The organism is Streptomyces sp. NPDC002825, assembly GCF_040295385.1.
GTDB lineage: Bacteria > Actinomycetota > Actinomycetes > Streptomycetales > Streptomycetaceae > Streptomyces.
Window position 1 is genome coordinate 113271 of record NZ_JBEOVH010000002.1, and the last position, 25178, is coordinate 138448.

Below are 25178 nucleotides of genomic sequence, written 5' to 3' on the forward strand. Positions count from 1 at the left end.
TGTTCGGGGTCAGTCGGATCCCGGAACGCGGTCCGCTCCCGGAAGGAATCCGCCGTGCCGGTCTTGCTGGTCCTGGTGTTCGGTGTCGGTGTGGCGATGACGTGGTGGAGCGTCGTGCCCGCCCCGCGCGGTTCGCGGCGCGGTCCCTGAAGACGCCCCGGCGCGGCCCCGCGCGGGTTTCACGGACGGACGAGCGGTCAGGCGGACGGGGACACGAATCCCTACTCATGTGCCAGGAGGCTCACATGGAAGGCTGGCGTGCGGCCGCGGCCTGTCAGGAGGTCGACCCCGATCTGTTCTTCCCGGTGGGGACCGGGGCTCCCGCGCTCACGCAGGAGGAGGAGGCCAAGACGGTCTGCCGGCGCTGCCCGGTACGCGAACCGTGCCTGCGCTCGGCCCTGGCGCAGCCGCATCCGCCGTCGGGCGTGTGGGGCGGCCTGACCGAGGCCCAGCGGCGGTCCCTGGCACGCCGGGCACGCCGGCGGGCGGACGACCGCGGGTGACCGGCCCGCGGATCACGCCCTCGGACGTTCCCGGAGGCGTCCGGGGGCCCGGGCGTGGTGCCGGTGCGTCACCGCGCCCGCCTGTTCCGCGGGTCCGCGGGCTCCGGCAGCAGGGAGAGGCGGGCGCGGACCCGCTTCCCCGCCGGGGCGGGCTCCACGGTCAGGCTCTCGCAGACGGCGACGACGATCTCGACGCCGTGCTGGCCGATGCGGCGGGGGTCGTGCCCGCGGGGTACGGGAGCGGCGGCCTCCTGGTCGAAGACCGAGATGTCCAGGACGTCGCGGCCCAGTTCGAGCAGGAGCCGGCAAGGGCCGGCCGTGTGCCGGATCGCGTTGGTGACCAGTTCGCTGACCACCAGCTGCGCGAGTTCGACGCGCTCGTTGCCGACCGGTCCGCGCAGCACGGCCGGGGCGGCCGCGAGGAATTCGGCCGTGAAGGCACGCGCCGACGCGATCGCCCCGCCCCGGGAGGCGTCGCCGTAGACGACGCCCGCGGACAGCAGGGGCTCCGGGACCGCGCGCTCTGCGGTGATCGCGTCCGTCATGGCGCTGGTACTCCCCTCGTCCTGGGCCGGTGGCCGGGCTCCTCGTACCCGCCTTTCCCCTCTTCATGGTTCTCACACCGCATGCCCCGCGGATCACTCCGCGGGCAGCGCGTCAGGGGGATGTCGGCCAAGTCCCCCCGTGGCGTCCTCCGTCCGGCGTCTCGGCCCCGTGGCCGCGCCAGTCGAGACAGAGTACGAGGACGGGGGCCGACGCGCCACGGGGTGTGCCGCGCAGCGCCCGTACGACGGCCCGGGGGACGTCCGCGCCCTTCCGGCGGCGCACGCCGGAGACGGCGCGGGCCACGCGACCGTCCAGCGCCTGTTCTCCGCCGCCGGCCGTCGGCTCTCCGGCGCCGTGGGCGACGAAGACCAGCCGGTCTCCGCGCAGGAGGCGCAGGCGCTGGGGAGCGTAGACGGTGTCCTCGAACATGCCCAGGGGCAGTTGGCGGTCCAGGTCGATGCGCTCGGTCACGGTGGGGCGGAGGCGCCAGAGCGTCGGCGACCCGGCGTCCACCACCTCTGTCTCGCCGGTGGTCAGGTCGATCCGGAGCAGCAGGGCGGAGAGCGGGTGCCGGCCGCGGTACTGCCCGTAGAGCGCCTGGTCGGTGAGGCTGGCCTGGGTCACCAGGTCGAGCCCGGCCCGCCGGGCGTTGCGGATCGCCATCAGGGCGAGGGTGCTCGCCAGGGCGGCCGGTGTGCCGGGGCCGGCGCCGTCGGCGACGACGATCACCAGGTCCCGCTCGGTGGCGCTCCAGTCCAGGAGGTGCCCTCCGGAGGCGTAGGCGGGCTCCCAGTGGGCGTGGAGGTCGAAGGAGGGCCCGGCGCAGGCCCGGCCCGGCAGGGTGTCCCACTGCATCTCGCCCGCGACGCTGAGGGGGTGCGTCCTGCGGGTGCGGCGGTACAGGTCGGTGTGGCGGTCGGCGACGCGCAGGGCGTGTCCGAGGGTCTCGGCGACCCGGGCGAGGCTCGCGGTGGTCTCCGGCGTGGACCGGTCCGCGGGCAGGACGACGACCAGGACGCCGAGCCGGTCGCCGCGGACCGTGACGGGCAGGTGAACGGTCGCCGTGGGCCCGACATCACGGAAAAGATATGGTTGCTGGGTGCGGAAGACGCGGCCGGCGGGGCCCGCGTCCACGGGCGTGTGCGGCACCCCGGCAGGTGTCTGGACGGGCTCCACGGGGCGCAGGGTCGTGAATCCGTAGTCGACGAGCAGCAGGTCGGCGGAGGTCGCGGCATACAGGTGCGCGAGACTGGTACGGAGGGAGTCCAGGAGGAGGTGCGGTGCCGCCCCGCGCAGTGCGCCTTCCACTGTCACGTGTCGATCCACCGGATCCGTACCGCCTTCTGGAGTTCTGGAGAGATGTGTAGATGACCGGTCTGTCGCAAGGCCGCTGTCGCCGGCGTGCGACGTCCGAGGAGGGTCGGCAGGCATGACGAGCAACCCCGCCCCGCCGCCACGGGAACCGCAGCGGACGGCCGAGTCCGCCCGGGAGCTCATCGAGCTCCTGGAGGTGCTGTGGGAGCGCGGCCGGGACATGGTGTCCTCGACACCCGTCTCGGCGAGTCAGCTGCGCGTGCTGTACAGCCTGGACCGTGAGGAGGGCATCAGCCTGCGCACCCTGGGCGAGCTGCTCGGTTCCGCACCGCCCTCGGTGAGCCGCATGTGCGACCGGCTGGAGGCGCTGGGCTTCGTGCAGCGGCTGCCCAGTCCCGTGAGCCGTCGGCAGCTGGAACTGCACCTGACCGTGCACGGCAAGGCGTACCTGCGGGACCTCAGAGTCCAGCGCGAGGAGGCTCTGCTCGCGGTCATCGCGGACATGTCGCCGACGAGCCGCAAGGCGCTGCTGCGGGGGCTCACCGGGTTCCACGACGCGGTGGGAGGGAGCGGAGCGGCCGCCTCGTCACCCGCCCGCACGCCGCTGAAGGACGTCAGTTCGGCTTGACCCCCGCGCGACGCCGGCTCCCACCGGGCGCACCACCCATGTCCTCATTGCCACCTCTGGTCGTCCTTGACGGCGTTCTTCCGGGCACCCGCCAGGGTGTTGCCCCAAGGATACAGTTGTCAGACGGCAACTGTTGACGGGGGGCCGTGCCAGTCCAGGCAGACGACCAGGGCGTCGTCCTCCAACGGGCTGCCACCCTGGTGGACGGCGAGCTCCCGGAGCACCGCCTGCGGCACCTGCGTGGGCGGCAGCAGCCGCGTCCCCCGCAGCGCACGGGCCAGCGCCCGGTCCCCGTAGCTCTCCCCGGACGACGAGACGGCCCCGTACACGCCATCGCTGCCGAACAGCAGCCGGTCGCCCGGCCGCACGGAGAACCGCTCCGGTACGTACACGGTGTCCTCGAACATGCCGAGGGGCAGCTGCGCCTCGAAGCCGACGGACTCCACCGCCTGCCCCCGCTGCCGCCACAGCCGGGGCGATCCGGCGTCGACGGCCTCCACCTCGCCCGTGGCCAGGTCGAAGCAGAGCAGCAGCACCGACACGAAGACCTCGCCCCGGTAATGGGCGTACACGGCCTGGTCCGCCAGCGCGGCCTGGTCCGCCAGCGGGAGGCCGGCCCGGCGGGCGTTGCGGAGCGCGTTGATCGCGAGGTTCGTCAGCAGGGCGGCCTCGATGCCCTCCCCCATGCCGTTGGTGACCGTCAGGGTCAGCCGGCCGTCCGAGACCGACCAGTCGTAGTTGTCGCCGAAGATGGCGTAGGCGGGCTCCAGATGGGCGGCCAGGGCGAACTCGGGGCGAGCGCAGGAACGGCCGGGCAGCAGCTGCCACTGCATCTCCGCCGCGAGCGTGAGCCGCGTCGCACGCCGCGCCAGGACGTACAGGTCCGTGTCGCGCTCCGCCACCAGGATCTCGTGGCCGAGCGCCTCGCAGAGCTGGGCGAGCCCTGGCAGCAGCGGCCCGAGGTCGGCCTGCTGGGGCAGCTCGGCCGTCAGCACACCCAGCCGGTCCCCGCGGACGGTGACGGGCAGATGGAGCCGGAGCGCCCCGCGCTCCCGGACCACGTGCGGCTCCTGGGCGCCGAAGGCGCGCCCCTGGGGGCTGTCGTGGATGGGCACCGAGGGATCCGCCCCGGGGACGTGCCCGACGAGCTGGAGCGTCCGCAGACCGTAGTCGGCCATGCGGAGTTCCACCCGCCGCACCCCGCGGTCCCTGAGGGCGTCCTCGACGACCCCCACGAGCCGGTGCGGAGCCGCCCGGCGGAGCGCCTCCTCGATCTCGGCGATCTCGCGCACGGTCTTCCTCTTCCCCTTCCCTGCGCCCGGTCCCTTTGCACGGGGTCGGGCCACCCGTCCGCTATCTCGCGCTGCCGGCCGCCGCCAACGCGTCCGCCAGGCCGTCGTGCGGCGGGATCGTCGTCGTCACGCCGGTGATCTCCAGGATGCGGCGCACGGCCGGGGTCGGCGCGGCGAGATACACGTCGCCGCCGGTCCCCCGCGCCTTGTTGACCGCCCGGATCAGGACGTTCAGCCCCGAGGAGTCCATGAAGTCGAGGGCGGACATGTCCAGCACGAAACGGCGCCGCCCCTGGCCGAACTGCTCCGCCAGAAGCTCCTGCAGCCGGCCGGCCGTCTCCATGTCCAGCTCGCCCGCCACGGTCAGCACCACCGTGCGGTCGTCGCGGATCTCGACCTCGACATCAAGGTTGGGTTCACGCTCGAGCATGTCTCCTGCTTTCCGTGGGGGGTGGGGTCGGTCTCGGGGTGGACGGTCGGGATCAGGACACCTGGACACCGACCACGCACGTGTCGTCGTCGGTGTCCGACTTGCTGCGCGCGAGCAGCTGGTCCAGCCGGCGTTCGAGGCTGTCGAACGGCTGCCGGGCGACGTTGAGCAGTTGGGCCACGGAATCGTGGACGGCGGTGTCACGCCGCTCGACGAGCCCGTCGGTGTACATCAGCACCGTGTCGCCGGGTTCGAGTCGCAGCTCCGTCTCCTCGTACTCGGTCTCCGCGAGGGCTCCCAGCAGCACCCCGCGCAGGAGCGGCAGGTCGAGCGCCTCCTCCCCGCGCACCAGCACCGGCGGGAGGTGTCCCGCGCGGGCCCAGCGCAGCGTACGGCTCTCCGGGTCGTAGACGCCGCACACGGCGGTGGCCGTCACATGGGCGGTGAGGTGGTGGGCGACGCCGTTGAGCCAGGACAGCAGCTGCCCCGGGCCCGCGCCCGTGACGGCCAGGCCGCGGAGGGCGTTGCGCAGCACCACCATGCCGGTGGCGGCCTCCACGCCGTGGCCGGCGACGTCGCCGACGCACAGGAGCACCTTCTTGGACGGCAGCACGACCGCGTCGTACCAGTCGCCGCCGACCAGGGACTCGGACTCCGCGGGCCGGTAGCGCACGGCCACTTCGAGTCCCGGCGCGTCGAGCGGCGGCATGGCCGGCGGCATGATCGCGTGCTGGAGCTGGAGGGTGAGCCGGTTGCGTTCCTCGGCCACCTCCTCCGTCGCCGCCAGCCGGTCGCGGGTGGCCGTGAGGGCGACCTCGGTCCAGTGCTGCGCCGAGATGTCCTGATAGGCGCCCCGGACGGTCTGGAGACCGCCGTCGCTGCCCAGGGCGGGTTCGGCGGTCACCCGGATGTGCCGGGTGACGCCGTCGTGGCGGAGCATGCGGAAGGCGGTGGAGCCCACCCGCCGCTGGTCCAGCACCTGCTGGAGGAAGCGGCGGATGGTGTCGGCGTCGTCGGGGTGGGCGTGGCCGGCGAGGTCGCGCAGGGCGACCGGCGGCTCCGTCGTCCTGCGGCCGAAGAGCTCGTACAGCTGGCCGTGCCAGGTGATGTCGCCGGTGACGAGGTCCTCCTCGAAGGCGCCGACCCGGCCGAGGCGCTGGGCGTGCTGGAGGAGGCTGGCGAGGCGTGCCGACTCGTCCTCGACGCGCCAGATGAGCAGCACACTCGCGCCGCACCGGCTGATGCTGATGTCGGCGAGCGAGGCGAGCGGCACCTGGTCCACCAGGGCCGTGAGCCGGACCCGGCGGGCGCGGAACGGTTCCCCCGTGGCATGGACCCGCTCGATCCGTTCGAAGAGTTCGCTGCCGCCCGCCGTCGCCGGGTACGCCTCCAGGAGCAGGGCCCCGTCGACGGAGCCGCGGGGCCGTCCGGCCGGATCCTGGAAGTGCGCGTTGGCGTGCCGGATGCGGAAGTCGACGAGCTTCCCCGTCTCGTCCAGATGGGGGGTGAGGACGAGGGCGGGGTCGTAGAGCCCGTCCGAGAGTTCGGCCAGCGCCGTCGCCCCGTCCCCGCCGGGGACCGGCAGGCCGCCGGGGGCGGGGAAGCCCCCGGGGGAGGCCTCGGGCAGCGTCTCCAGGGTGTGGGCGCAGAGCTCGGCGAGGGCCTCGACCTGGCGCTCCACGGCCTGCGGCAGGGGACCGAGCGGACGGGCCCAGCAGATCTCCAGGACGCCGTGGATGCGGCCGCCGGTCCCGGCGGGGACGACGACCCGGCCGCCGTCGGGATGACGCGCGCGGCCGATCGAGGGGATGCCCGCGTCCGCCAGGGAGGCGTAGCGGACGGTTCGGCGCCCGATGAGCGCCTGGCGGGCCGCGGTGGTCACGCCCGGCGGCACATAGTGCCAGCGGGCCGCCTCGTCGAGACCGAAGCCGGCGTGGCCGCGCAGGCTCAGCGAGGTGTCCGGGCCGGTGGTCCAGATCGCGACGGCGACGGCGCCCAGCGGTTCGAGAGCGTGCCGGAGCAGCGACTCGGCGACGGCCTGGGTGTCGCCGGCGCTGAGCGCCGCGCTCTCCGCCGTGCGCAGCCGCACGGCGACCGAGGCGGCGGTGGCCGCGGGCTCGCCGACGGCCGTCCTCACGAACTCGTCGGCCGCCTCCGCCATCCGGTCACGGGCCGCCTGGTTGACGATGTCCGCGGCCAGTTCCAGCCGGGACAGTCCTGCCCGGTCGGCGAGCTCCGCGAGCTGGCGGGCCGCCTGGGCCGGGCCGCAGCCCAGGCGCTCGACGATGACCCCCTTGGCGAGTTCGATCAGGGCGCGGCCCTCTGCGGCCGCGTGCGCGGCGCGCACCTCGCCGCGCAGCCGTTCCACCGTGGCGGCCAGCCGGCCGTCGGCGGCCGCGGCGTCCGGGACGGGCGGCGCCCCGTCGGCAGTGAGCGGGACGGCCGTGCCGGGGGGCGGGCCGGGGGGCAGGGGCGTGGTCACGAGGCCGCCCCGCCGTCGAGCCAGCGGCTGACGCAGGCGATGAGTTCGTCGGCGTCGACGGGCTTGGTGACGTAGTCGCTGGCCCCGGACGCGAGACTCTTCTCCCGGTCGCCGGGCATGGCCTTCGCGGTGACGGCGATCACGGGCAGGTCCGTGTACTGGGGCAGCTCCCTGATCCGCGCGGTCGCGGTGTAGCCGTCCATCTCCGGCATCATCACGTCCATCAGGACGAGGGAGACGGCCGGGTTCGCCAGCAGCGTCTCGATGCCCTTCCGCCCGTTCTCGGCGTGCAGCACCGTGATGCCGTGCAGCTCCAGGATGCCGCTGAGGGCGTACAGGTTGCGGGCGTCGTCGTCGACGGCGAGCACAGTCCTGCCGCGCAGGGTGCTGTCGACGGCCCGGGGCGCGGGCGCCCAGTGGTCGCCGCGCACCAGGGGCACGACGTCGCCGGGCTGCTCCGCGGACAGGTGCAGGGCGATCCGCTCGCGCAGCTCGTCGAGGCTGGAGAGGAGCTCCAGCGGTCGGCGGCGGGCGAGGTCCTGGAGGGCGCCCTCCTCGTCGGCGGGGAGCCGGCGGTTGTTGTGGGCGAGGACGGGGACGGTGCGCAACGCCTCGTCCCCGTCCATGGCGTCCAGGAAGCGCAGGGCGTCGCCGTCCGCCATGTCGACGTCGAGCACGACGCAGTGGAACGGCTGGGTGGCGAGCGCGGCGGCGGCCTCCTGGGGGCCGACGACCGCGACCAGTTCGGTGTCCGACCGGCCCGTCTGCCCGCTGTCGGCCGAGAGCTGGCCGACCGCGTTCTCGGCGACGACGGCGAGGAGCCCGCGCGGGCGCTCCTCGATCACGAGGAGGCGCCGGGGCGGCCGTGCGGCCGCGCCGCCGGGCAGCGCGAGCGCGCCGCCCCGGGCGGGGGCCGGGACGGCGGGCCCTGCGGGGGAGTCCGTCGGCAAGGCGGCGGGGGCGGGCTGCTCGGCGAAGTCGGTGCGGGCGACGGGGAGGTAGAGGGTGAAGGTGCTGCCCTCGCCCGGCACGCTGGTGACGGTGAGGGCGCCGCCGAGGAGATGGGCGATCTCGCGGCTGATGGAGAGGCCCAGGCCGGTGCCGCCGTACTTGCGGTTGGTCGTCCCGTCGGCCTGCTGGAAGGCGCCGAAGATGGCCTCCAGGTTCTCGGGGGCGATGCCGATGCCGGTGTCGGCGACGCGGAAGGCGACGACGGGGCCGCCGCGGTGCACGGACACGGGCAGCTCGCCGTCCGATGCCGGTTCGATGCGCAGCTCGACGCTGCCGTGCTCGGTGAACTTGACGGCGTTCGACAGCAGGTTGCGCAGCACCTGCCGGAGCCGCGTGTCGTCGGTGACGAGGTCGACGGGGACGCCGGCGGCCGTGGAGACCGTGAAGGCGAGGCTCTTCTGCGAGGTGAGGGGGCGGAACGTGGCCTCGACGTAGTCGAGGAGCCTGCGCAGCGGCACGCGCTCCGGGTTGAGGTCCATCTTCCCGGCCTCCACCTTGGAGAGGTCGAGGATGTCGTTGATCAGCTGGAGCAGGTCGGATCCGGCCGAGTGGATGATGCCGGCGTACTCGACCTGCTTGGCCGTGAGGTTGCGGGTGGGGTTCTGGGCCAGCAACTGGGCCAGGATCAGCAGGCTGTTGAGCGGGGTGCGCAGTTCGTGGCTCATGTTGGCCAGGAACTCCGACTTGTACGTGGAGGCCAGGTCGAGCTGCTGGGCGCGTTCCTCCAGCTCCTGCCGGGCCTGCTCGATCTGGAGGTTCTTGGCCTCGATGTCGCGGTTCTGCGTGGCGAGCAGGGCCGCCTTCTCCTCCAGCTCGGCGTTGGAGCGCTGGAGCTCCTCCTGCCGCACCTGGAGTTCCTCGGTGCGCGAGCGCAGTTCGCCGGCCAGCCGCTGGGACTCGTCCAGGAGTTCGTCGGTTCGGGCGTTGGCGACGATGGTGCTCAGGTTGACGCCGACGGTCTCCATGAGCTGTTCCAGGAAGTCCCGGTGCACGGAGGTGAAGGGGCTGAAGGACATCAGCTCGATGACGCCGAGCACCTGCTCCTCGACGACGACCGGCAGCACCACGAGGCTGCCCCGGGACGTGCTGCCGAGACCCGAGGAGATCGTGACGTAGTCGGCGGGGACGTTCTCGGCGGTGATGGTGCGGCGACTGCGGGCGGCCTGTCCGACGAGCGACTCGCCCAGCCGGAAGCGCACCCGGTGCCGGTCGCCGGCGGGGCGTCCGTAGGAGCCGACGAGGCCCAGCTCGACGCCGCCGGCACCCTCCTCGGCGAGGTAGAACGCGCCGTACTGGGCGCCCACGAGCGGGGTCAGCTCATCCATGACGAGTTCGGCGACGACGGTCAGGTCGCGGTGGCCCTGCATCAGCGCGGACATCCGGGCCAGACTCGACTTGAGCCAGTCCTGCTCCTGGTTGGCCCGCGTCGTCTCGCGCAGCGAGCCCACCATGGCGTTGATGTTGTCCTTGAGCTCGGCCACCTCGCCCGACGCCTCGACGGTGATCGAGCGGGTGAGGTCGCCCTCGGCGACGGCGCTCGCGACCTCGGCGATGGCGCGAACCTGGCGGGTGAGGTTGCCCGCCAGCTCGTTGACGTTCTCGGTCAGCCGCTTCCAGGTGCCGGAGACCCCCTCGACCTCGGCCTGGCCGCCGAGCCTGCCCTCGCTGCCGACCTCGCGGGCGACCCGGGTCACTTCGGCCGCGAACGAGGACAGCTGGTCGACCATCGTGTTGATGGTCGTCTTCAGCTCCAGGATCTCGCCCCGGGCGTCCACGTCGATCTTCTTCGACAGGTCGCCGTTGGCGACGGCGGTCGTGACCTGGGCGATGTTCCGGACCTGCCCGGTCAGGTTGTTCGCCATGGAGTTGACGTTGTCGGTGAGGTCCTTCCAGGTCCCGGCCACGTTCGGCACCCTGGCCTGGCCGCCGAGCCGGCCCTCGGTGCCGACCTCGCGGGCGACCCGGGTCACCTCGTCGGCGAAGGCGGACAGGGTGTCCACCATGGTGTTGATGGTGTCGGCGAGGGCGGCGACCTCGCCCTTGGCCTCCACGGTGATCCGGCGGGAGAGGTCGCCGCGGGCCACGGCGGTGGCGACCTGGGCGATCGAACGCACCTGCCCGGTGAGGTTGGAGGCCATCACGTTGACGTTGTCGGTGAGGTCCTTCCAGGTGCCCGAGGCGCCCCGGACGGTGGCCTGGCCGCCGAGGTTGCCCTCGGTGCCGACCTCGCGGGCGACCCGGGTCACCTCGGCCGCGAACGAGGACAGCTGGTCGACCATCGTGTTGATGGTCGTCTTCAGCTCCAGGATCTCGCCCCGGGCGTCCACGTCGACCTTCTTCGACAGGTCGCCGCCCGCGACGGCGGTGGCGACGTGGGCGATCGCCCGGACCTGGGCGGTGAGGTTCCCCGCCATCGAGTTGACGGAGTCGGTCAGATCGCGCCAGGTGCCGGAGACGCCCTTCACGTCGGCCTGTCCTCCGAGGATGCCCTCGGTGCCCACGTCCCGGGCCATGCGCGTGACTTCATCGGCGAAGGCCGAGAGCTGGTCCACCATCGTGTTGATGGTGTTCTTCAGCTCCAGGATCTCGCCGCGCGCGTCCACGTCGATCTTCTGGGAGAGATCTCCCTTGGCGACGGCCGTCGCCACGTGGGCGATGTCGCGGACCTGGGTGGTGAGGTTGCCGGCCATCGCGTTGACCGAGTCCGTCAGATCGGCCCAGGTGCCGGAGACGCCGGGCACGGCGGCCTGCCCGCCGAGCGTCCCCTCCGTGCCGACCTCGCGCGCCACCCGTGTCACTTCGGAGGTGAACAGGGAGAGCTGGTCGACCATCCCGTTGAACACCCGGGAGATCTCACCCATCAGCCCGTCGGCCTCGTCCGGCAGACGGGTGCCGAAGTCGCCGTCCCACACCGCCGTGAGCCCGGCCAGCAGCTGGCGGAGTTCAGGCTCGACCACCGCGGCCGGCCCGGACTGCTCCCGTCCGGAGGAACCCCTGGTCGTCGTCTCAGACATGCCCCATCCTCGTTCCCCACCATGTGCGCACACGGACCGTCCGGCCCACGCCGCGCGCCGGCCGACCGTTCCCCCGGGTCGGCTCCGGCTGCCGCGATCGTTGCCGTACGGCAATCATGACGACATTACCCCTCCGTGATCGACAACAGGAGGGCAGTGCCGGTCATCCGGCCGGAACCCGCCCTCCCCGGCCCCGGGACGGGGTGTGCGACGCCGCGACCGGGGTACACGCGCCCCGAACCGGGCGGTCCCCCGCCCCGACGACGAGGGGAGCAGATACGTGCTGATGGCCCACCCCGCGGTCCTGCGCGAGCTCATCGAGCAGTACGAGACGCTCAAGATGCTCAAGGCCGAGAACGGCGGCGAAGAAGTACGGCGGCGCATGGACGACCTCGCCTACACGCTGTGCGTGTCCACCGGTACGCGGGACGTGGACGCGGCGCTGATCGCGGCCCGCCACCGTCTGCCGGGCGCGCGCCCCGAGGACGACTCGGTGCTGAGCGCCTGAGCACGCGGCCGAGCCCGGCACCCTCCTGACGGAGGTGCCGGGCTCGGCCGCGCCGTGGGCGGGAGCGCGCCCGACCGGGGGACCGCCTACCAGCGGTACCAGCGGCTCGTGCCGCCCCTCGGCCGGGCCACGAAGCCCAGCAGCCACAGGACGAGCACGATGACGGCGATCCACCAGAGCGCCTTGACGGCGAAGCCGGCGCCGAAGAGCAGCAGGGCGAGGAGCAGGACGAGAAGCAGGGGGACCATCTGGGTCGACCTCCGTGAAGACGGTGACTGACGGAAAGGTGCAAGGGCGGCGGACGGCGGACGCGCGCGCCGGCCTCTCGCGGGGGCGGAAGCGCCGCCCGCTCAGCTGCGGCGTCCGAAGAACAGGGCCACCGGGCCCAGGCCGCGTCGTGCGGCCAGGCGTCCGGTCCGGCGCCCCCACCCGTACGCGAGGGCGAGCGCGGCCGCCGTGCCGGCCGCGGCACCGGCCGTCACGGTCCGGTGGGCGCGCGCGGCGGCCCGCAGGCCGCCCCCGGTCCCGCGGGCCGTCTCCGCGGACGGCGCGGGAAGGAGGCGCAGGCCCGCGAGAACGGCCGGCTCGTACGCCTCGTCCACGTCGGGGTCATCCCCCCGCGTCAGGCCGGGGCGGTCCGGGACGGCGTAGGGGCCGGTCCGGGGGAGGGGGTTCCGTTCGCTGTTCTCCGAAGCACTCATGGGCACCGTCTCGCCGGAGTCCCGCACGCTAAACCTGGTGGATCACGGCCCCGGCCCCGCCCCGCGTCTTTTCCCCGCGTGCTTGACCGCGCCCGTACGGGACAGACGACCGTCCATGGTGACGTCACTGCTCGTGGTCTGTTCCGTCCTCGCCGCGCTCGCCACCGGCCTCGCCGCCGTCCTGGTGTCCCCGTGGTGGTGGTGCGCGGCCGGACCCGCCCTGCTGCTCGCCGCGGTCGCGACGCACGACGTCGTCCAGCGGCGCCACTCGATCCTGCGCAACTATCCGCTCCTCGGGCACCTCCGGTTCGCGATGGAGGCGATCCGCCCCGAGGTGCAGCAGTACTTCGTCGAGAGGAACGTCGACGGCGTGCCCTTCGACAGGGACACCCGGTCCATCGTGTACGAGCGGGCGAAGGGGACGGACGCCGAGGACCCCTTCGGCACCGAGCTGGAGCTGGACCGGACCGGCACCGAGTACCTGGTCCCCTCCATGGCGCCACGCCCGGTGCCCGACGAGGCGCCCCGAGTCCGGATCGGCGGCCCCGACTGCGCGCGGCCCTACGACATGGCCCTGCTCAACGTGTCGGCGATGAGCTTCGGCTCCCTGTCGGCCCCGGCCGTCCGCGCCCTGAACGAGGGCGCCCGGCGCGGCGGCTTCGCCCACGACACCGGCGAGGGCGGGGTGTCGGAGCACCACCTCGCCCCCGGCGGCGACCTCGTCTGGGAAATCGGGACCGGGTACTTCGGCTGCCGTGCCGAGGACGGCGGCTTCGACCCGCGGCTGTTCGCCGAGAAGGCCGCGCTCGACCAGATCGCCTGCGTCCTGCTGAAGATCAGCCAGGGCGCGAAGCCCGGCATCGGGGGAGTGCTGCCCGGCTCCAAGGTCGGCCGGGAGATCGCCGCCGTCCGCGGCGTCCCCGAGGCCCGTACGGTGATCTCCCCGCCGTACCACCGCGTCTACCGGACCCCCCGGGAGCTGGTGCGCTTCCTCGGCCGGATGCGGGAGCTCTCCGGCGGCAAGCCGGTCGGCTTCAAGCTGTGCGTGGGCGCGCGCCGTGACTTCCTCGCCGTCTGCAAGGCGATGCTGGAGGAGGACCTCACGCCCGACTTCATCGTCGTCGACGGGGCGGAGGGCGGTACGGGCGCTGCCCCGCTGGAGTTCGCGGACACCGTCGGCCTGCCCCTCACCGAGGGCCTGACCACGGTGCACCGGGCCCTCGTCGGCACGGGGCTGCGCGACCGGATCAGGATCGGCGCCTCCGGCAAGGTCGCCACCGGGAGCGACATCGTCAAGCGGCTGATCCAGGGTGCCGACTACACCAACTCCGCCCGGGCCATGATGTTCGCCCTCGGATGCATACAGGCCCAGCGCTGCCACACCAACACCTGCCCCGTCGGGGTGGCCACCCAGGACCGCCGGCGCGCCCGCGCCCTCGACGTCCAGGACAAGGCGGAGCGGGTCCGGCGCTTCCAGGAGGCGACCGTCCGAAGCGCCCTCGCGCTCATGGCGGCCATGGGAGCCGACGGTCCCGGGGACCTGGAGCCCGGCATGCTGCTGCGCCGGGTCGGACCCGACGCCGTGCGCTCCCACGCCGAGCTGTACGAGCCGCTCGAACCCGGTCTGCTCCTGTCGCCCGCATCGGTTCCCGACACGTGGCCAGGCGACTGGAAGGCGGCCCATCCGGACCGGTTCACCCTCCGGTGAACCGGTCGACAGCCAGAGGAAGGAGACCCCATGTCCCGTACCGTCGCACAGGTGATCGTCGACGGGCTCGCAGACCTCGGCGTCGCCCGCGTCTTCGGCGTGGTCGGCGACGCGCTCAACCCGATCACCGACGCCATCCGGACCACCGAGGGCATCGACTGGACCGGCTTCCGCCACGAGGAGGCGGCGGCCTTCGCCGCCGGAGCGCACGCCCAGCTCTCCGGAGAGCCGGCCGTCTGCATGGGCACGGTGGGACCGGGCTCGGTGCACCTGCTCAACGGACTGTACGACGCGGCCAAGAGCGGGGCGCCGGTCCTGGCGATCTGCGGCCAGGTGCCGCTGTCGGAGCTGGGCGGGGACTACTTCCAGGAGGTCGACAACGACCTACTCTTCCGGGACGTGGCCGTGTACCGGGCCACCGTGACCTCACCCTCCCAGATGCCCCGGCTGCTGGAGTCCGCGGTGCGGGCGGCCGTGACCGGGCGGGGCGTGGCGGTGCTGACCGTCCCCGGCGACCTCGGTGACCAGGAGGTCGAGGAGGACCGGCCGACGCGGTTCGCGCTGCCGCGCCCGGCCGTCACGCGCCCCGACGACCCGGCGCTCGCCGAGGCGGCCGAGACGATCGGCCGGGGCTCGCGGGTCACCCTCCTGGTCGGCCGCGGCGCCCGGGAGGCCCGCGAGGAGGTGCTGCGCGCCGCCGAGCTGCTCTCGGCGCCCATGGTGCTGACCCTGAAGGGCAAGGAGGGCTTCGAGGACGACAACCCGTACGAGGTCGGCCAGACCGGCCTCATCGGCAATCCGGCCGCGGCCCACGCCATGGACTCCTGCGACACCCTGATCATGCTCGGGACGGACTTCCCCTACCGGGACTGGTACCCGGAGAACTGCCGGGTCGTGCAGATCGACACCCGGGAGGAGCACCTCGGACGCCGCGCCCCGGTGGACGTCGGGCTCGCCGGGGACGTGGGCGCGACGCTGCGGGCCCTGCTGCCGCTGCTGGCGCCCGTCGCGTCGCGTTCCCACCTCGACGGGGCCCGCGAACGGTACGCGGACTGGCAGGAGGGGCAGGCCGGCCTCGCCGACCCTGCCCACGACAGGCGGCTGCTTGGACGCGTACGGGCCATGTTCGACAACCGGGAGGCAGACATCCGTCCCGAGGCCCTCGCGGCGGCCGTCGACCGCCACGCCGCCGACGACGCGATCTTCACCTCGGACACCGGCATGGCCACCGTGTGGCTCTCGCGGCTCGTGCGCATGCGCGGCACCCGCCGGCTGATCGGCTCCTACAACCTCGGCTCCATGGCCAACGCCATGCCCCAGGCCATCGGGGCGCAGCTGTGGGCCCCGGACCGGCAGGTCGTGGCCTTCTGCGGCGACGGCGGCCTCGGCATGCTCCTCGGCGACCTGATGACGATCCGCTCCGAACGGCTGCCGGTGAAGCTCGTCGTCTTCGACAACCGCCGCCTCGGTATGGTCAAGCTGGAGCAGGAGCAGGCGGGGCTTCCCGAGTTCGGGACGGTGCTGGACAACCCCGACTTCGCCGCGGTGGCCGAGGCACTCGGGCTGACCGGCATCCGCGTCACCGCGCCGGGCGAACTGGACGAGGCCGTGCGCAAGGCGCTCGCCCTGCCCGGCCCGGTCCTCCTCGACGTGCTGACCAACCCGGCGGAAGTGGCCGTCCCGGGCAAGCCGGCGGTGTCGCAGGGGTGGGGCTTCGCCATCGCCAAGATCAAGGAGAACCTGCCCTCCGGTGCGCGCTGAGTGTCCTCGCGGAGGAGGGGGCGGCCCGCCGATATGCGGGCCGCCCCCTCCTCCGTCCCGGTCAGCTGCGGTCGGCGTAGCCGACGCGGACCCACAGGGGCAGGGCGAACCAGCAGATCAGGTACCAGGCGAGGACGCCGGAAACCAGCCAGGGCACGTACGGGTCGTGCGTCGCCACGCGCAGGATGAGGAACAGGGCGGACATCAGCGTCGCGAGCAGCAGGAGGAGGCCGGTGAAGGTGAGCCGGGAGGCCCAGACGACTGCCTGGGGCTTGACCCGCCGCCCCGACACGATCCGGTGGAAGGAGACGGGGCCGATCAGCGCGCCCGTCGCCAGCGATCCGAGGACGGTCGTGACCAGGTAGATCGTCTTGTCGGTCTGCTCCAGGTCGTGGAAGAGGGGAGTGAACACCACGGTGAGGAGGAAGCCGAGGAGGATCTGGACGCCGGTCTGCGCCACCCGGATCTCCTGGAGGAGCTCCTGCCAGCGCCGGTCCGCGCGCTCCTCCTCCGTCTCCCCGCGTCCGTCGTGCCCACCGGTGCCGGTGTCCGGTTCTGATGCCTTGTTGCCTTGTCGGTGAACCCTCGGGTCGGCTTCCGGTGCACCGCCGTCTCGTTCGTCCATGGATCCTCCTCAGCAGCACGGGTCGGGAGCGGGACCGCACCGACTCACGGCGGAAGCCCCCGTCGGGTGCGGGGGCTTCCGTCCGGTGCGGCACGGTGCGGAGTCAGGCCCGCGGCGTACCGGCCGTTCGCGGGGGCGCGTGGCCACCGTCGCCGGTGGCGGGGCAGTCGGCCCGCCCGTCCGGCCCCTCCCGCCCCTGCTGTCCGTCTCGTCCGCGCGGTGCGCCGGGGGTCGCGGCGGGAGCGTACGTACGGCCCTCCCCGCTCCGGCCCGAGGCACTGGGGTCCTCGGACGGGACCGCGGCCTCCGGAGCGCGCGGGTGTGGCCCCGTCCCCGCGGGGAGTCCCCGCACCGGGACGCCGCGTACGGAGACGCCGTGCACGGGGGCACCCGGTAGGGGGACGGCCGGCGCGGGGACGGTCGGTCCCACCGGCGCGGCGCACGGCGCCACGCGGCCGAGGGCTCGGGTCGGGTTCGACATGAGCGCCTCCTGGGTGAGTTCCGTGGGCCGATTGCCCGTCAGCCTGCTTCCGAGGCCTACAAGTTCGGCTTACCGCCTTCCCCGGGTCCAAACCCCGAGGACGCGGAAAGACCGCCTCGGCCCTCGGACGAGCCGGGACCGCGACCCCACGGCGCGGGCTCGGAGTGACGGCCGGGGGCAGTGGCGCGGGGCCGCGGTTCGGGACGGCGGCTCGGGACCACAGGTGAGTGGCCCGCACCTTCCACCGGTGCGGGCCACTCACGGATGCCACCGATCCACGGCAGGGGGGACCGTGGATCGTCCGGCGCGAGCGTGTCCCTCGCTCGACCCCCGCCTGCCCCGCCGGTCGGGATCCACACCCTTTGGTTTCGACCCGGGGGCTGGGCCCCGCCACGGGCGTGCCGGTGCCGGGCCCTCAGACCGATCCGCGCCAGCCGCCCGTCTGGAGGCCACCGCGCTCCTCGATGAACGACTTGAACCGCTTGAGGTCGCCGGCCACCTTGCGCTTGACGAAGCCGAGCTTGTCGCCCGCCTGCTCCGTCAGCCCTTCGGGGGCGAAGTCCATCTGGAGCATGACCTTCGTCCGGGTCTCGTCGAGGCGGTGGAACGTCACCACGCCAGCCTGGCGGGCCTCGCCCTCGACCGTCGTCCACGCGACGCGTTCGTCCGGGATCTGCTCGGTGATGACCGCGTCGAACTCGCGTCGCGCGCCGCCGATCTCCGTGACCCAGTGCGTGAGCGTGTCCGTACGCTGCTCGATCCGTTCCACGCCGTCCATGAACTGCGGGAACGTCTCGAACTGGGTCCACTGGTCGTACGCGGCGCGCACCGGGACCTCGACCTCGACCGACTCCTCCACCTTGGACATGGCGACACCTTTCTCTCGGAGGCGCATCGTTCCCCTGTCGGGGACGTGCTGCTGAACCTGTGCGGACCGGGGCGGACCGGCGGCCGTCAGAGGCCGCCCGGGCCTCCCCCGAAGGGCCAGGACATGCGGTAGTACTGGCCGATCTCCTCGCGGTACTGACGGTCCGCGAGGTGCTTGTCGGAGACGAACTCGGGCGAGTCCTTCACCTGTTCCTTCGACAGGGCGAGGTGGAGGGTCTGCTCCTCCAGGTCGACGCGGGTCACCGCCCGCGCCGGGATGAGCACCTCCTTGCCGAAGATCCAGACGCCCGTGTCGACGACGAGGTAGGACTCGTCCACCTCGTCGGAGTGCTTGTCCACCTTGCCGATGTGCCCGTCGGCGGCCTCGACGCGCCACCCGGTGAGGTCGGTACCCGCCAGGTGGCCGGACTCGGCACTGAAGGACCACAGATGGTCGGTCATCGCTTTCACTCCTCTGTCGCTGTGTTCGTGCAGGGCGCGGCGCCGGACGCGCGGGCCGCCTCAGAGCAGGTCACGACGGTCGTCGTCGGTGACCGTGGGCGCCACTGGCGGGACCACCATCCGACGGCGGCGCAGCACGTTGGTGTAGACGGCGGTCCCGAGCAGGCCGACGCCCATGAGGATCAGGCCGACCAGATCGAGGTCGACCGCTTCGATCTCCCAGTCGGTCGCGAACGTGAGGATCGCGCCGACGGCGATCATGATGATGAACAGTCCCAGACCCATGGTTGGTTGCTCCTCCCCTGCGGGTTGGACAGCGTCCGCGTACCCGGGTCTGCGGGGATCATTCCGCCGTCCTCGGAGACGGTCGGAACGGGTCGGTCCGGGCCCGTGGGCACCGCGAACCGCCGATTCGGCGTCCTTCAGGGGATGTTCATGGACGGAGGGGGCACGCGTTCAGCCGCGGCCCGCGCACGACCGGCGGGCGGCACACCCGCTTCCCGGCCCGTCGGCAGCGGGCCGGCCACACCCCGCCCGGACGCCGCCGCCTGCGCCCGGATCCTACCGGCTCGCCGGGCAGCGCACCGGTCGGCCGGGCGGCGGACGGGACCCGGACGGCCGCCCTGACCACGCCGCTCCCGTACGAGAACGACCTTCCCGCAAACCGGTCCTGACTGATCGTCAACAAAGGGGGGAGTGTGAGACGGCCGTCCGGGGCAACACGGAGTGCCAGGACACGGACATCGGAGGAGAACCCCATGACCGCACTGCTGGACCGCATCAAGCGATTCGCCCGCAGCCGCCAGGGCCGTGACGCGGCGGCGTCCCTGCGCCGTGCCGCGGCCGACCCGCGCAGGCGCGCCCAGGCACGCCGCCTGTTCGGCAGGCTGCGTCATCGCTGACGTCCGCCCGCCCCTCACAGCCGTACGCCGGTGCCCCGCGCGGTACATCGCGCGGGGCACCGGCGTACGGGAGCGGTGCCGGACGTGCCACCGACCCGGTGATGTGGGGATGCGAGGCCGTCAGCCGTCGTGCCGGCGCGTCTGCTCCTCGCGTCCCACCCCGGGGCGCTGGTGCTTGTCGGTGTGACCACCGGCGCCCTCCGGGTCGGTGGCTTCACGGCCCGTGGCCCCCTGCCGCTCGCCGGTCTCGCGCCGGCCGCGGGGCAGTCCCCGGGAGGACACGGCCTCGGCGGCCTCCCTGCGGGCCTCCTCGTCGCCGCTCTCTCCCTCCGCGTCGGCAGGCGTGGTGCGCGGCCGGCCGGCGCGGTCCTCGTCCGTCCTGTGCTGCTTCCGCTCGCCCATGGTCCCTCCTCCGTCTCCGTTCCGTCGCGGGGCGTGTGCGCCCCTGCTCATCGCTCGGGCCCCTCCTCCGGGGTCGACCAGGAACCCCGCTCCGCCTCCATGGGCGGCGGCTGGGCGACACGGCCGTCCCGCCGTCGGCGGGCGACGCGCCGTGAACCCCACCAGAACGCGGCGATCAGCACCACGACCAGCACCACTCCCACCAGGATCAGGAACAGCGAGGACGATCCGGAGGCGGCGGCCAAGGAGTCGGTCATGATTCTTCCTTTCTCACGGGATCAGAACGGGGTGTCGCATTCCGTCCCCGCCGGGCCGGGCGGCGGGTCCTCCAGCCGCGGAGGCTGCGAGCTGCCAGGTCTGGCGGGTCCTGCGCGACGGGGAGCAGGGCACGGAGTTCGGGTTCGAGACCGGAGCCCGCGAGCCGGCGGCCGGTCCGGGGAGCGTCCCCCTGCCTCGCTCGCTCGGCTCGCGGTCGAAGTCGTCGATCCGCCGGTCCTTGCGCACGGCCTTCGCATGGCGCACCCACAGCAGCGGGACCCCGTCCGTGCCGTCCCCGGCCGGTGGTGCCCGCCTGTATCCGGGCTCCGGGCACATGACGTCTCCCTTCCGCGCGTACGGCTCCGAGTCGTTCCGGAAGATGCGCGTACCCCGTCTTCGCGATCGCACGCACGGTCGGGCGAGCCCGGCCCTCCGGACGGGCGGCCGGGCGCGGCCGGTGCGCGGTGACGGCGGTCACGAGGGCTCTCGGGCGTGTGCCTCGTCGGCTTGTCACGTCACGGTAGGCCAGCGATCCGGGGACCGGAGCACGCAAGTGCGCAGGGGCGCACACGCGGGCCGGACAGCCGCAGGTGCAGGACCACTGCAGTACCGGCCCGCCGCTTCAGCAGCGGGCGGGCCGGAACAGCGTCGGTCAGGCCGTGACCGCGGCCGGGGTCCTGTCGGAGAGGGCGGCGAGGTGGCGCTCGGTGTCGAGGGCGGCCTGGCAGCCGGATCCGGCAGCGGTGACGGCCTGGCGGTAGGTGTGGTCGACGACGTCGCCGGCGGCGAAGACGCCGGGGATGTTCGTGCGGGTGGAGGGGGACTCCACCTTGATGCAGCCCTCGTCGTCGAGGTCGATCTGGCCGGTGAAGAGCTCGGTGCGCGGGTCGTGGCCGATGGCGATGAACAGGCCGGTGGCGTCGAGGTCGCGGGTCTCGCCGGTGAAGGTGTCGCGCAGGACGACGCCGGCGAGCATGCCGTTCTCGGACTTGATCTCGGCGATCTCGCTGTCGAAGGCGAAGGAGATCTTGTCGTCGGCGAAGGCCCGGTTCTGCATGGCCTTGGAGGCGCGCAGGGTGGAGCGGCGGTGGACGACGGTGACCGAGCGGGCGATGGGGGTACCCCCATGCCCTTAAGGCTATGGGGGAGGGTGAGGAAGGTGGCTTCCTCCATGGCGGTGTCTCCGCCGCCGACCACGACGATGTCGCGGTCGCGGAAGAAGAAGCCGTCGCAGGTGGCGCACCACGAGACACCCCGGAGAGCTCTCGCTCACCCCGGTCACGCCTTCTTGGCGTCGATGTCGGCGATCAGGCCCTCGATGAGGGTCTTGATCTCGTCGCGGATGGGGCGGACGGCCTCGACACCCTGGCCGGCCGGGTCCTCCAGCGTCCAGTCGAGGTAGGTCTTGCCGGGGAAGTACGGGCAGGCGTCGCCGCAGCCCATGGTGATGATGTAGTCCGACGCCTGGGCGGCCTCGGTCGTCAGGACCTTCGGCTTCTGGTCGGAGATGTCGATGCCCAGCTCGGCCATGGCGGCCACGGCGGAGGGGTTGATCCGGTCGCCCGGAAGGGAGCCCGCGGAGCGGACCTCGACGCGGTCGCCGGCCAGGTGGCGCAGGAAGCCGGCGGCCATCTGGGAGCGGCCGGCGTTGTGGACGCAGACGAAGAGCACGGAGGCGAGCGGAGCGGTCATCGGTTCTTCCTTGGAGGCAGGGGTGGTGCGGGGGACGGAAGGGCTCAGGAGCCGGACGGCAGGGTGTCCGGCAGGGCGGTGATCCGGGCGTCGAGGGCGTCACGGATCTCGCACACGACGGCGATCGGGGCGCCGTCGGGGTCGGGGACCGGCCAGTCCAGGTAACGGTGGCCGGGCAAGACGGGACAGGCGTCGCCGCAGCCCATGGTGATCACGGTGTCGGCGGCCTGGACGACCTCGTCGGTCAGCGGCTTGGGGTAGACCTCGTCGAGCGCGACGCCGGCCTCGGTGAGCGCCTGGAGCACGTGCGGGTCGACGGCGCCGGAAGGGTGGGTGCCGGCGGAAGAGACGATCACGCCGGCGCCGGCCCGGTGCGCGAGCAGTGCTGCCGCCAGCTGGGAGCGGCCGGCGTTGTGGCTGCACACGAACAGCACGCGCGGTCGACCGTCGCCCGCAGTTGGGTCCTCGGCGTGCGCGAGTGCGTCCAGGCGCTCAGCGGCGAACCGCTCCGCCAGCACCACCAGGTGGGTGCGGACGTGCGCGTACCCGGCAAGCCGCTCGTAGGAGTCGGCGATCAGCCGCTGTACCGTCTCCACGGAGTACCGGCCCTGGTGGCGTACGGCGAGGCGGGCGACACCGGCCGCGAGACGTTCGTCGGGAAGGACCGGGTGCGAGGACGCGGCCATGGCGAGAACCCCCTTCGGCGGGTTCAAGAGGTCAGCCCAGGCTGGTATCAGCTCCAGGTGATGTGAGATTATCAGCCCATGATGACGTCAGTCGACACTGATCTGATCCGGGTGCTGGGTGACCCTCTGCGTCTCCGGATCGTGACCCTGCTCGCCCGCGAGACGCTGTGCACCACTCACCTCGTGGAGGAGACCGGTGCCAAGCAGACCAATCTCTCCAACCATCTGAGAGTGCTGCGCGAGGCCGGGGTCGTGGAGACGGAGCCCTGTGGCCGGTTCACCTACTACCGCCTCAAGCCGGACGTCATCGAACAGCTCGCCGGGCAGTTCGCCGCGCTCGCGCAGACCGCGCGCCTGACCGCCGAGGCGAACGTCAAGCGTTCCTGCCCCTGACCCCGCCCCCTCTCGCCTCACCTGCCGAGGAGTACCCGCCCGTGACCGCCACCGAGCCCGCTGCGAGCGACGCCATAGCCACCGACCCGTCGCCGCGGCCCGCACCCGGCGCCACCCCGCCCCGCACCCCGCTGATCGCCCGGGCGGCTGCCGAACTCGTCGGCACCGCCGCCCTGGTGGCCGTGGTCGTCGGCTCCGGCGTCCAGGCCACGAAGCTCACCGACGACGTCGCGCTGCAACTGCTCGCCAACTCCACCGCCACCGTCTTCGGGCTCGGCGTCCTGATCGCCCTGCTCGGCCCGGTCTCCGGCGCGCACTTCAATCCGGCCGTCACCCTGGCCGAGTGGTGGACCGCCCGCCGCGGTGGTGCCGGGGTGAACGCCCGCGAACTCACCGTCTACGTCCCCGCCCAGATCGTCGGCGCGATCCTCGGCGCGATCCTGGCGGACGCGATGTTCGGCGAGCCGCTGGTGAAGTGGTCCACCCACGACCGCTCCGCCGGGAACCTGCTCCTCGGCGAGGTCGTGGCCACGGCCGGCCTGATCCTGCTGATCTTCGGTCTGGCCCGTACCGACCGGCTCCGCTTCGCGCCCGTCGCGGTCGCCTCGTACATCGGCGCGGCCTACTGGTTCACCTCGTCCACGTCCTTCGCCAACCCGGCGGTGACGATCGGCCGGGCGTTCACGGACACCTTCGCGGGCATCGCGCCCGCCTCGGTGCCCGCGTTCGTGGGGATGCAGATCATCGGCGTGGTCGTGGGCCTGGCCCTGGTCGCGGTCATCTTCATGCGCGGGAAGACGGACGCCGAGTGACCCAGGTCGTGGACGTGGTGGTGATCGGCGGCGGCCAGGCCGGGCTCGCCGCCGGTTACCACCTGCGCCGCCTGGGCCTGGACTTCGTCGTCCTCGATGCCCAGCCGGCGCCGGGCGGTGCCTGGCAGCACACCTGGGACTCGCTCCACCTCTTCTCCCCGGCCGCGTACTCGTCGCTGCCGGGCCGGCTGATGCCGCCGCAGCCGGGTGAGACGTACCCGGACGCCGCCCACGTCGTCTCGTACCTCACGGACTATGAGGAGCGGTACGAACTCCCCGTCCGCCGTCCCGTACGCGTGGCCGGTGTGCACCGCGACGGCGCACTCCTGCGCGTCGAGACCGACTCCGGTGCGTGGCGGGCGCGGGCGGTCGTCAGCGCCACAGGCACCTGGTCGCGCCCGTTCGTGCCCGCCGTGCCCGGTCGTACGGAGTTCCGAGGCACCCAGCTCCACACGGTGGAGTACCGCAGCCCGCGCGACTTCGCCGGGCAGAGGGTGATCGTGGTCGGGGGCGGCAACTCCGGCGCGCAGATCGCCGCCGACCTCGCCCGTGACACGCAGCTGACCTGGGTCACGCTGCGTGAGCCCCGCTACCTCGCCGACGACATCGACGGCCGCGCCCTCTTCGACCACGCCACCGCCCGCCGCCGCGCCCTCGACGAGGGCCGTACGGACACAGGGGGCGTGGCCTCACTCGGCGACATCGTCGCCGTCCCGCCCGTCCGAGCAGCGCGGGACGCCGGCCTGCTCAAGGCCCAGCCGATGTTCACCCGTCTGACTCCGACTGGGGTGCAGTGGCCCGACGGTATGACCGCCGAGGCCGATGCGATCGTCTGGTGCACCGGCTTCCGCCCAGCCCTCTCCCACCTCGCCCCAGTCGGCCTGCGCGGCCCCCGAGGTCATATCCCCACGTCCGGCACCCAGGCGATCGGGGAACCCCGCCTCCACCTCCTCGGCTACGGCGACTGGACCGGCCCGGCCTCCGCCACCCTCATCGGCGTCGGCCGCCCCGCCCGCGAAGCCGCCCGGCAGATCGCCGGCCTGCTCGGCGTCGTGTGAGTCCGCAGCGCAGGTGAGGACGTGGGTTCTGTGGTGATCCTGGCGGGAATCATCCAGACCCTGGGGGACTCGGGCTCCGAAGGGAGTGGTGTGATGCCGGATGGCCGTTCCGTGCTCGACCGGCAGGGCGTCCTCGACGGCTACGCCACGGCCCGCCGGACCTTCCACGCTCTCCTGGACGGGGCCACGCCGTCCGACCTCGCCCGTCCGACCAGCGGTACTCGCTGGACCAATCGGCAGCTGCTGTGGCACATGCTCTTCGGCTACCTCGTCACCCGCGTCCTGCTGTTCCTCGTACGCGGCTTCGGACGCCTGCCCCGGGGCGCGAGCAAGGCGTTCGCCCAGGTGCTCGATGCAGGATCGCGGCCCTTCGACGTGATCAACTACCTCGGACCGTGCGGGGCGGTGAAGGTGTTCGGGCCCCGCAGGATGGGCGCGGCGTTCGACTGGATCACCGGTTCGCTGGCGCGACGGCTCGCGAAGGAGTCCGAACGCGATCTGGCGCGAGGGATGCACTATCCGGTCCGATGGGACCCGTTCTTCAACGACTTCATGACCCTCGCGGACCTCTACCGGTATCCCACCCAGCACTTCGATTTCCACCAGCGCCAGCTCACCCTCGGCGAGGGTGGCTGACGCCCA

Annotated in this window: 27 protein-coding genes and 1 pseudogene; 10 read left to right on the plus strand and 18 right to left on the minus strand. The window is 73.0% G+C overall.

Annotated elements, in window-relative coordinates; all coding sequences use genetic code 11:
- Window positions 1-245 precede the first annotated feature (245 nt).
- Window positions 246-503 (plus strand): WhiB family transcriptional regulator, encoded by a 258-nt coding sequence (locus tag ABT041_RS02885; RefSeq protein ID WP_351177942.1) that lies wholly within the window; start codon window positions 246-248, stop codon window positions 501-503.
- Between the two features lie 68 nt (window positions 504-571).
- Here the strand turns inward: ABT041_RS02885 and ABT041_RS02890 are convergent, their stop codons facing one another.
- Together ABT041_RS02890 and ABT041_RS02895 are read right to left on the minus strand one after the other, a co-directional pair.
- Window positions 572-1048 (minus strand): ATP-binding protein, encoded by a 477-nt coding sequence (locus ABT041_RS02890; protein WP_351177945.1) that lies wholly within the window; start codon window positions 1046-1048, stop codon window positions 572-574.
- 112 nt (window positions 1049-1160) lie between these two features.
- Window positions 1161-2363: a PP2C family protein-serine/threonine phosphatase gene (locus ABT041_RS02895; RefSeq protein WP_351177948.1), complete on the minus strand. Its 1203-nt coding sequence runs from the start codon at window positions 2361-2363 to the stop codon at window positions 1161-1163.
- A gap of 115 nt (window positions 2364-2478) precedes the next feature.
- Between ABT041_RS02895 and ABT041_RS02900 the strand changes: the two genes are divergently transcribed.
- The gene (locus ABT041_RS02900) at window positions 2479-2991 is read left to right on the plus strand and encodes a MarR family winged helix-turn-helix transcriptional regulator (protein WP_351177951.1); all 513 of its coding nucleotides are present in this window, start codon (window positions 2479-2481) and stop codon (window positions 2989-2991) included.
- Between the two features lie 119 nt (window positions 2992-3110).
- Here the strand turns inward: ABT041_RS02900 and ABT041_RS02905 are convergent, their stop codons facing one another.
- The 4 genes from ABT041_RS02905 to ABT041_RS02920 all read right to left on the minus strand — a co-directional run bounded on the left by ABT041_RS02905 (window position 3111) and on the right by ABT041_RS02920 (window position 11220).
- A complete protein-coding gene (locus ABT041_RS02905) occupies window positions 3111-4283 on the minus strand; it encodes a PP2C family protein-serine/threonine phosphatase (RefSeq protein ID WP_351177954.1) in 1173 nt (390 codons plus the stop codon).
- A 61-nt stretch (window positions 4284-4344) separates the two neighbouring features.
- On the minus strand, window positions 4345-4713 hold the full coding sequence (locus ABT041_RS02910) for an STAS domain-containing protein (RefSeq protein WP_351177957.1): 369 nt from the start codon (window positions 4711-4713) through the stop codon (window positions 4345-4347).
- A 52-nt stretch (window positions 4714-4765) separates the two neighbouring features.
- Window positions 4766-7195, minus strand: a complete 2430-nt coding sequence (locus tag ABT041_RS02915; protein WP_351177960.1) for a SpoIIE family protein phosphatase — start codon at window positions 7193-7195, stop codon at window positions 4766-4768.
- Window positions 7192-11220: a HAMP domain-containing protein gene (locus ABT041_RS02920; protein ID WP_351177963.1), complete on the minus strand. Its 4029-nt coding sequence runs from the start codon at window positions 11218-11220 to the stop codon at window positions 7192-7194. The genes ABT041_RS02915 and ABT041_RS02920 overlap by 4 nt, the downstream gene beginning before the upstream one ends.
- Window positions 11221-11500: 280 nt before the next feature.
- On the opposite strand from ABT041_RS02920, the gene ABT041_RS02925 reads away from it, so the two are divergent.
- Window positions 11501-11728 (plus strand): DUF5133 domain-containing protein, encoded by a 228-nt coding sequence (locus tag ABT041_RS02925; RefSeq protein ID WP_041132388.1) that lies wholly within the window; start codon window positions 11501-11503, stop codon window positions 11726-11728.
- Between the two features lie 86 nt (window positions 11729-11814).
- Here ABT041_RS02925 and ABT041_RS02930 read toward each other — a convergent pair whose 3' ends face one another.
- Both ABT041_RS02930 and ABT041_RS02935 read right to left on the minus strand, forming a co-directional pair.
- Entirely contained in the window at window positions 11815-11976 is a 162-nt protein-coding gene (locus ABT041_RS02930) for a DUF5670 family protein (protein ID WP_086829420.1), read from the minus strand.
- Between the two features lie 102 nt (window positions 11977-12078).
- Window positions 12079-12429: a hypothetical protein gene (locus tag ABT041_RS02935; protein ID WP_351177967.1), complete on the minus strand. Its 351-nt coding sequence runs from the start codon at window positions 12427-12429 to the stop codon at window positions 12079-12081.
- 115 nt (window positions 12430-12544) lie between these two features.
- On the opposite strand from ABT041_RS02935, the gene ABT041_RS02940 reads away from it, so the two are divergent.
- Window positions 12545-14137, plus strand: a complete 1593-nt coding sequence (locus ABT041_RS02940) for an FMN-binding glutamate synthase family protein (RefSeq protein WP_351177970.1) — start codon at window positions 12545-12547, stop codon at window positions 14135-14137.
- 30 nt (window positions 14138-14167) lie between these two features.
- On the plus strand, window positions 14168-15898 hold the full coding sequence (locus ABT041_RS02945; RefSeq protein WP_351177973.1) for a thiamine pyrophosphate-dependent enzyme: 1731 nt from the start codon (window positions 14168-14170) through the stop codon (window positions 15896-15898).
- A 61-nt stretch (window positions 15899-15959) separates the two neighbouring features.
- Here ABT041_RS02945 and ABT041_RS02950 read toward each other — a convergent pair whose 3' ends face one another.
- The 4 genes from ABT041_RS02950 to ABT041_RS02965 all read right to left on the minus strand — a co-directional run bounded on the left by ABT041_RS02950 (window position 15960) and on the right by ABT041_RS02965 (window position 18618).
- Window positions 15960-16523 carry a DUF6328 family protein gene (locus ABT041_RS02950; protein WP_351177976.1) on the minus strand — a complete coding sequence of 188 codons (564 nt, stop codon included), beginning with the start codon at window positions 16521-16523 and terminating at the stop codon, window positions 15960-15962.
- An 896-nt stretch (window positions 16524-17419) separates the two neighbouring features.
- Window positions 17420-17872 (minus strand): SRPBCC family protein, encoded by a 453-nt coding sequence (locus tag ABT041_RS02955; RefSeq protein ID WP_041132393.1) that lies wholly within the window; start codon window positions 17870-17872, stop codon window positions 17420-17422.
- Between the two features lie 86 nt (window positions 17873-17958).
- Window positions 17959-18333 (minus strand): ribosome maturation factor RimM, encoded by a 375-nt coding sequence (locus tag ABT041_RS02960; protein ID WP_351177980.1) that lies wholly within the window; start codon window positions 18331-18333, stop codon window positions 17959-17961.
- Between the two features lie 60 nt (window positions 18334-18393).
- Window positions 18394-18618 (minus strand): DUF6458 family protein, encoded by a 225-nt coding sequence (locus ABT041_RS02965; RefSeq protein ID WP_351177983.1) that lies wholly within the window; start codon window positions 18616-18618, stop codon window positions 18394-18396.
- Between the two features lie 473 nt (window positions 18619-19091).
- Here ABT041_RS02965 and ABT041_RS02970 point away from each other — a divergent pair, with 473 nt between their 5' ends.
- Window positions 19092-19235, plus strand: a complete 144-nt coding sequence (locus ABT041_RS02970) for a hypothetical protein (protein WP_351177986.1) — start codon at window positions 19092-19094, stop codon at window positions 19233-19235.
- 120 nt (window positions 19236-19355) lie between these two features.
- On the opposite strand, the gene ABT041_RS02975 is transcribed toward ABT041_RS02970, so the two are convergent.
- The 6 genes and pseudogenes from ABT041_RS02975 to ABT041_RS03000 form a co-directional block, all read right to left on the minus strand.
- The gene (locus tag ABT041_RS02975; RefSeq protein ID WP_351177989.1) at window positions 19356-19637 is read right to left on the minus strand and encodes a hypothetical protein; all 282 of its coding nucleotides are present in this window, start codon (window positions 19635-19637) and stop codon (window positions 19356-19358) included.
- Between the two features lie 47 nt (window positions 19638-19684).
- Window positions 19685-19894 (minus strand): DUF6479 family protein, encoded by a 210-nt coding sequence (locus ABT041_RS02980; RefSeq protein ID WP_351177992.1) that lies wholly within the window; start codon window positions 19892-19894, stop codon window positions 19685-19687.
- A gap of 13 nt (window positions 19895-19907) precedes the next feature.
- Window positions 19908-20231: a hypothetical protein gene (locus ABT041_RS02985; protein ID WP_351177995.1), complete on the minus strand. Its 324-nt coding sequence runs from the start codon at window positions 20229-20231 to the stop codon at window positions 19908-19910.
- A 316-nt stretch (window positions 20232-20547) separates the two neighbouring features.
- Window positions 20548-21152: pseudogene (locus ABT041_RS02990) on the minus strand (NAD(P)/FAD-dependent oxidoreductase); the annotation flags it as partial.
- 21 nt (window positions 21153-21173) lie between these two features.
- Window positions 21174-21587: an arsenate reductase ArsC gene (locus ABT041_RS02995; RefSeq protein WP_351177998.1), complete on the minus strand. Its 414-nt coding sequence runs from the start codon at window positions 21585-21587 to the stop codon at window positions 21174-21176.
- A gap of 44 nt (window positions 21588-21631) precedes the next feature.
- Window positions 21632-22273 carry an arsenate-mycothiol transferase ArsC gene (locus ABT041_RS03000; RefSeq protein ID WP_351178001.1) on the minus strand — a complete coding sequence of 214 codons (642 nt, stop codon included), beginning with the start codon at window positions 22271-22273 and terminating at the stop codon, window positions 21632-21634.
- A 78-nt stretch (window positions 22274-22351) separates the two neighbouring features.
- Here ABT041_RS03000 and ABT041_RS03005 point away from each other — a divergent pair, with 78 nt between their 5' ends.
- The 4 genes from ABT041_RS03005 to ABT041_RS03020 all read left to right on the plus strand — a co-directional run bounded on the left by ABT041_RS03005 (window position 22352) and on the right by ABT041_RS03020 (window position 25172).
- On the plus strand, window positions 22352-22666 hold the full coding sequence (locus ABT041_RS03005; protein WP_351178004.1) for an ArsR/SmtB family transcription factor: 315 nt from the start codon (window positions 22352-22354) through the stop codon (window positions 22664-22666).
- Between the two features lie 41 nt (window positions 22667-22707).
- Entirely contained in the window at window positions 22708-23478 is a 771-nt protein-coding gene (locus ABT041_RS03010; RefSeq protein ID WP_351178007.1) for an aquaporin, read from the plus strand.
- A complete protein-coding gene (locus ABT041_RS03015; protein WP_351178010.1) occupies window positions 23475-24536 on the plus strand; it encodes an ArsO family NAD(P)H-dependent flavin-containing monooxygenase in 1062 nt (353 codons plus the stop codon). The genes ABT041_RS03010 and ABT041_RS03015 overlap by 4 nt, the downstream gene beginning before the upstream one ends.
- A gap of 93 nt (window positions 24537-24629) precedes the next feature.
- Window positions 24630-25172 (plus strand): DinB family protein, encoded by a 543-nt coding sequence (locus ABT041_RS03020; RefSeq protein ID WP_351178013.1) that lies wholly within the window; start codon window positions 24630-24632, stop codon window positions 25170-25172.
- The last annotated feature ends 6 nt before the right edge of the window (window positions 25173-25178 follow it).

Coding starts and splice junctions, on each gene's coding strand:
- ABT041_RS02910 (WP_351177957.1), bottom strand. CDS start 4,713: ATGCTCGAGCGTGAACCCAACCTTGATGTCGAGGTCGAGATCCGCGAC.
- ABT041_RS02940 (WP_351177970.1), top strand. CDS start 12,545: ATGGTGACGTCACTGCTCGTGGTCTGTTCCGTCCTCGCCGCGCTCGCC.
- ABT041_RS02970 (WP_351177986.1), top strand. CDS start 19,092: ATGACCGCACTGCTGGACCGCATCAAGCGATTCGCCCGCAGCCGCCAG.
- ABT041_RS02945 (WP_351177973.1), top strand. CDS start 14,168: ATGTCCCGTACCGTCGCACAGGTGATCGTCGACGGGCTCGCAGACCTC.
- ABT041_RS02950 (WP_351177976.1), bottom strand. CDS start 16,523: ATGGACGAACGAGACGGCGGTGCACCGGAAGCCGACCCGAGGGTTCAC.
- ABT041_RS02985 (WP_351177995.1), bottom strand. CDS start 20,231: ATGTGCCCGGAGCCCGGATACAGGCGGGCACCACCGGCCGGGGACGGC.
- ABT041_RS03005 (WP_351178004.1), top strand. CDS start 22,352: ATGATGACGTCAGTCGACACTGATCTGATCCGGGTGCTGGGTGACCCT.
- ABT041_RS02965 (WP_351177983.1), bottom strand. CDS start 18,618: ATGGGTCTGGGACTGTTCATCATCATGATCGCCGTCGGCGCGATCCTC.
- ABT041_RS03020 (WP_351178013.1), top strand. CDS start 24,630: ATGCCGGATGGCCGTTCCGTGCTCGACCGGCAGGGCGTCCTCGACGGC.
- ABT041_RS02930 (WP_086829420.1), bottom strand. CDS start 11,976: ATGGTCCCCCTGCTTCTCGTCCTGCTCCTCGCCCTGCTGCTCTTCGGC.
- ABT041_RS02960 (WP_351177980.1), bottom strand. CDS start 18,333: ATGACCGACCATCTGTGGTCCTTCAGTGCCGAGTCCGGCCACCTGGCG.
- ABT041_RS02995 (WP_351177998.1), bottom strand. CDS start 21,587: ATGACCGCTCCGCTCGCCTCCGTGCTCTTCGTCTGCGTCCACAACGCC.
- ABT041_RS02935 (WP_351177967.1), bottom strand. CDS start 12,429: ATGAGTGCTTCGGAGAACAGCGAACGGAACCCCCTCCCCCGGACCGGC.
- ABT041_RS02955 (WP_041132393.1), bottom strand. CDS start 17,872: ATGTCCAAGGTGGAGGAGTCGGTCGAGGTCGAGGTCCCGGTGCGCGCC.
- ABT041_RS02885 (WP_351177942.1), top strand. CDS start 246: ATGGAAGGCTGGCGTGCGGCCGCGGCCTGTCAGGAGGTCGACCCCGAT.
- ABT041_RS02890 (WP_351177945.1), bottom strand. CDS start 1,048: ATGACGGACGCGATCACCGCAGAGCGCGCGGTCCCGGAGCCCCTGCTG.
- ABT041_RS02920 (WP_351177963.1), bottom strand. CDS start 11,220: ATGTCTGAGACGACGACCAGGGGTTCCTCCGGACGGGAGCAGTCCGGG.
- ABT041_RS02975 (WP_351177989.1), bottom strand. CDS start 19,637: ATGGGCGAGCGGAAGCAGCACAGGACGGACGAGGACCGCGCCGGCCGG.
- ABT041_RS03000 (WP_351178001.1), bottom strand. CDS start 22,273: ATGGCCGCGTCCTCGCACCCGGTCCTTCCCGACGAACGTCTCGCGGCC.
- ABT041_RS02980 (WP_351177992.1), bottom strand. CDS start 19,894: ATGACCGACTCCTTGGCCGCCGCCTCCGGATCGTCCTCGCTGTTCCTG.
- ABT041_RS02900 (WP_351177951.1), top strand. CDS start 2,479: ATGACGAGCAACCCCGCCCCGCCGCCACGGGAACCGCAGCGGACGGCC.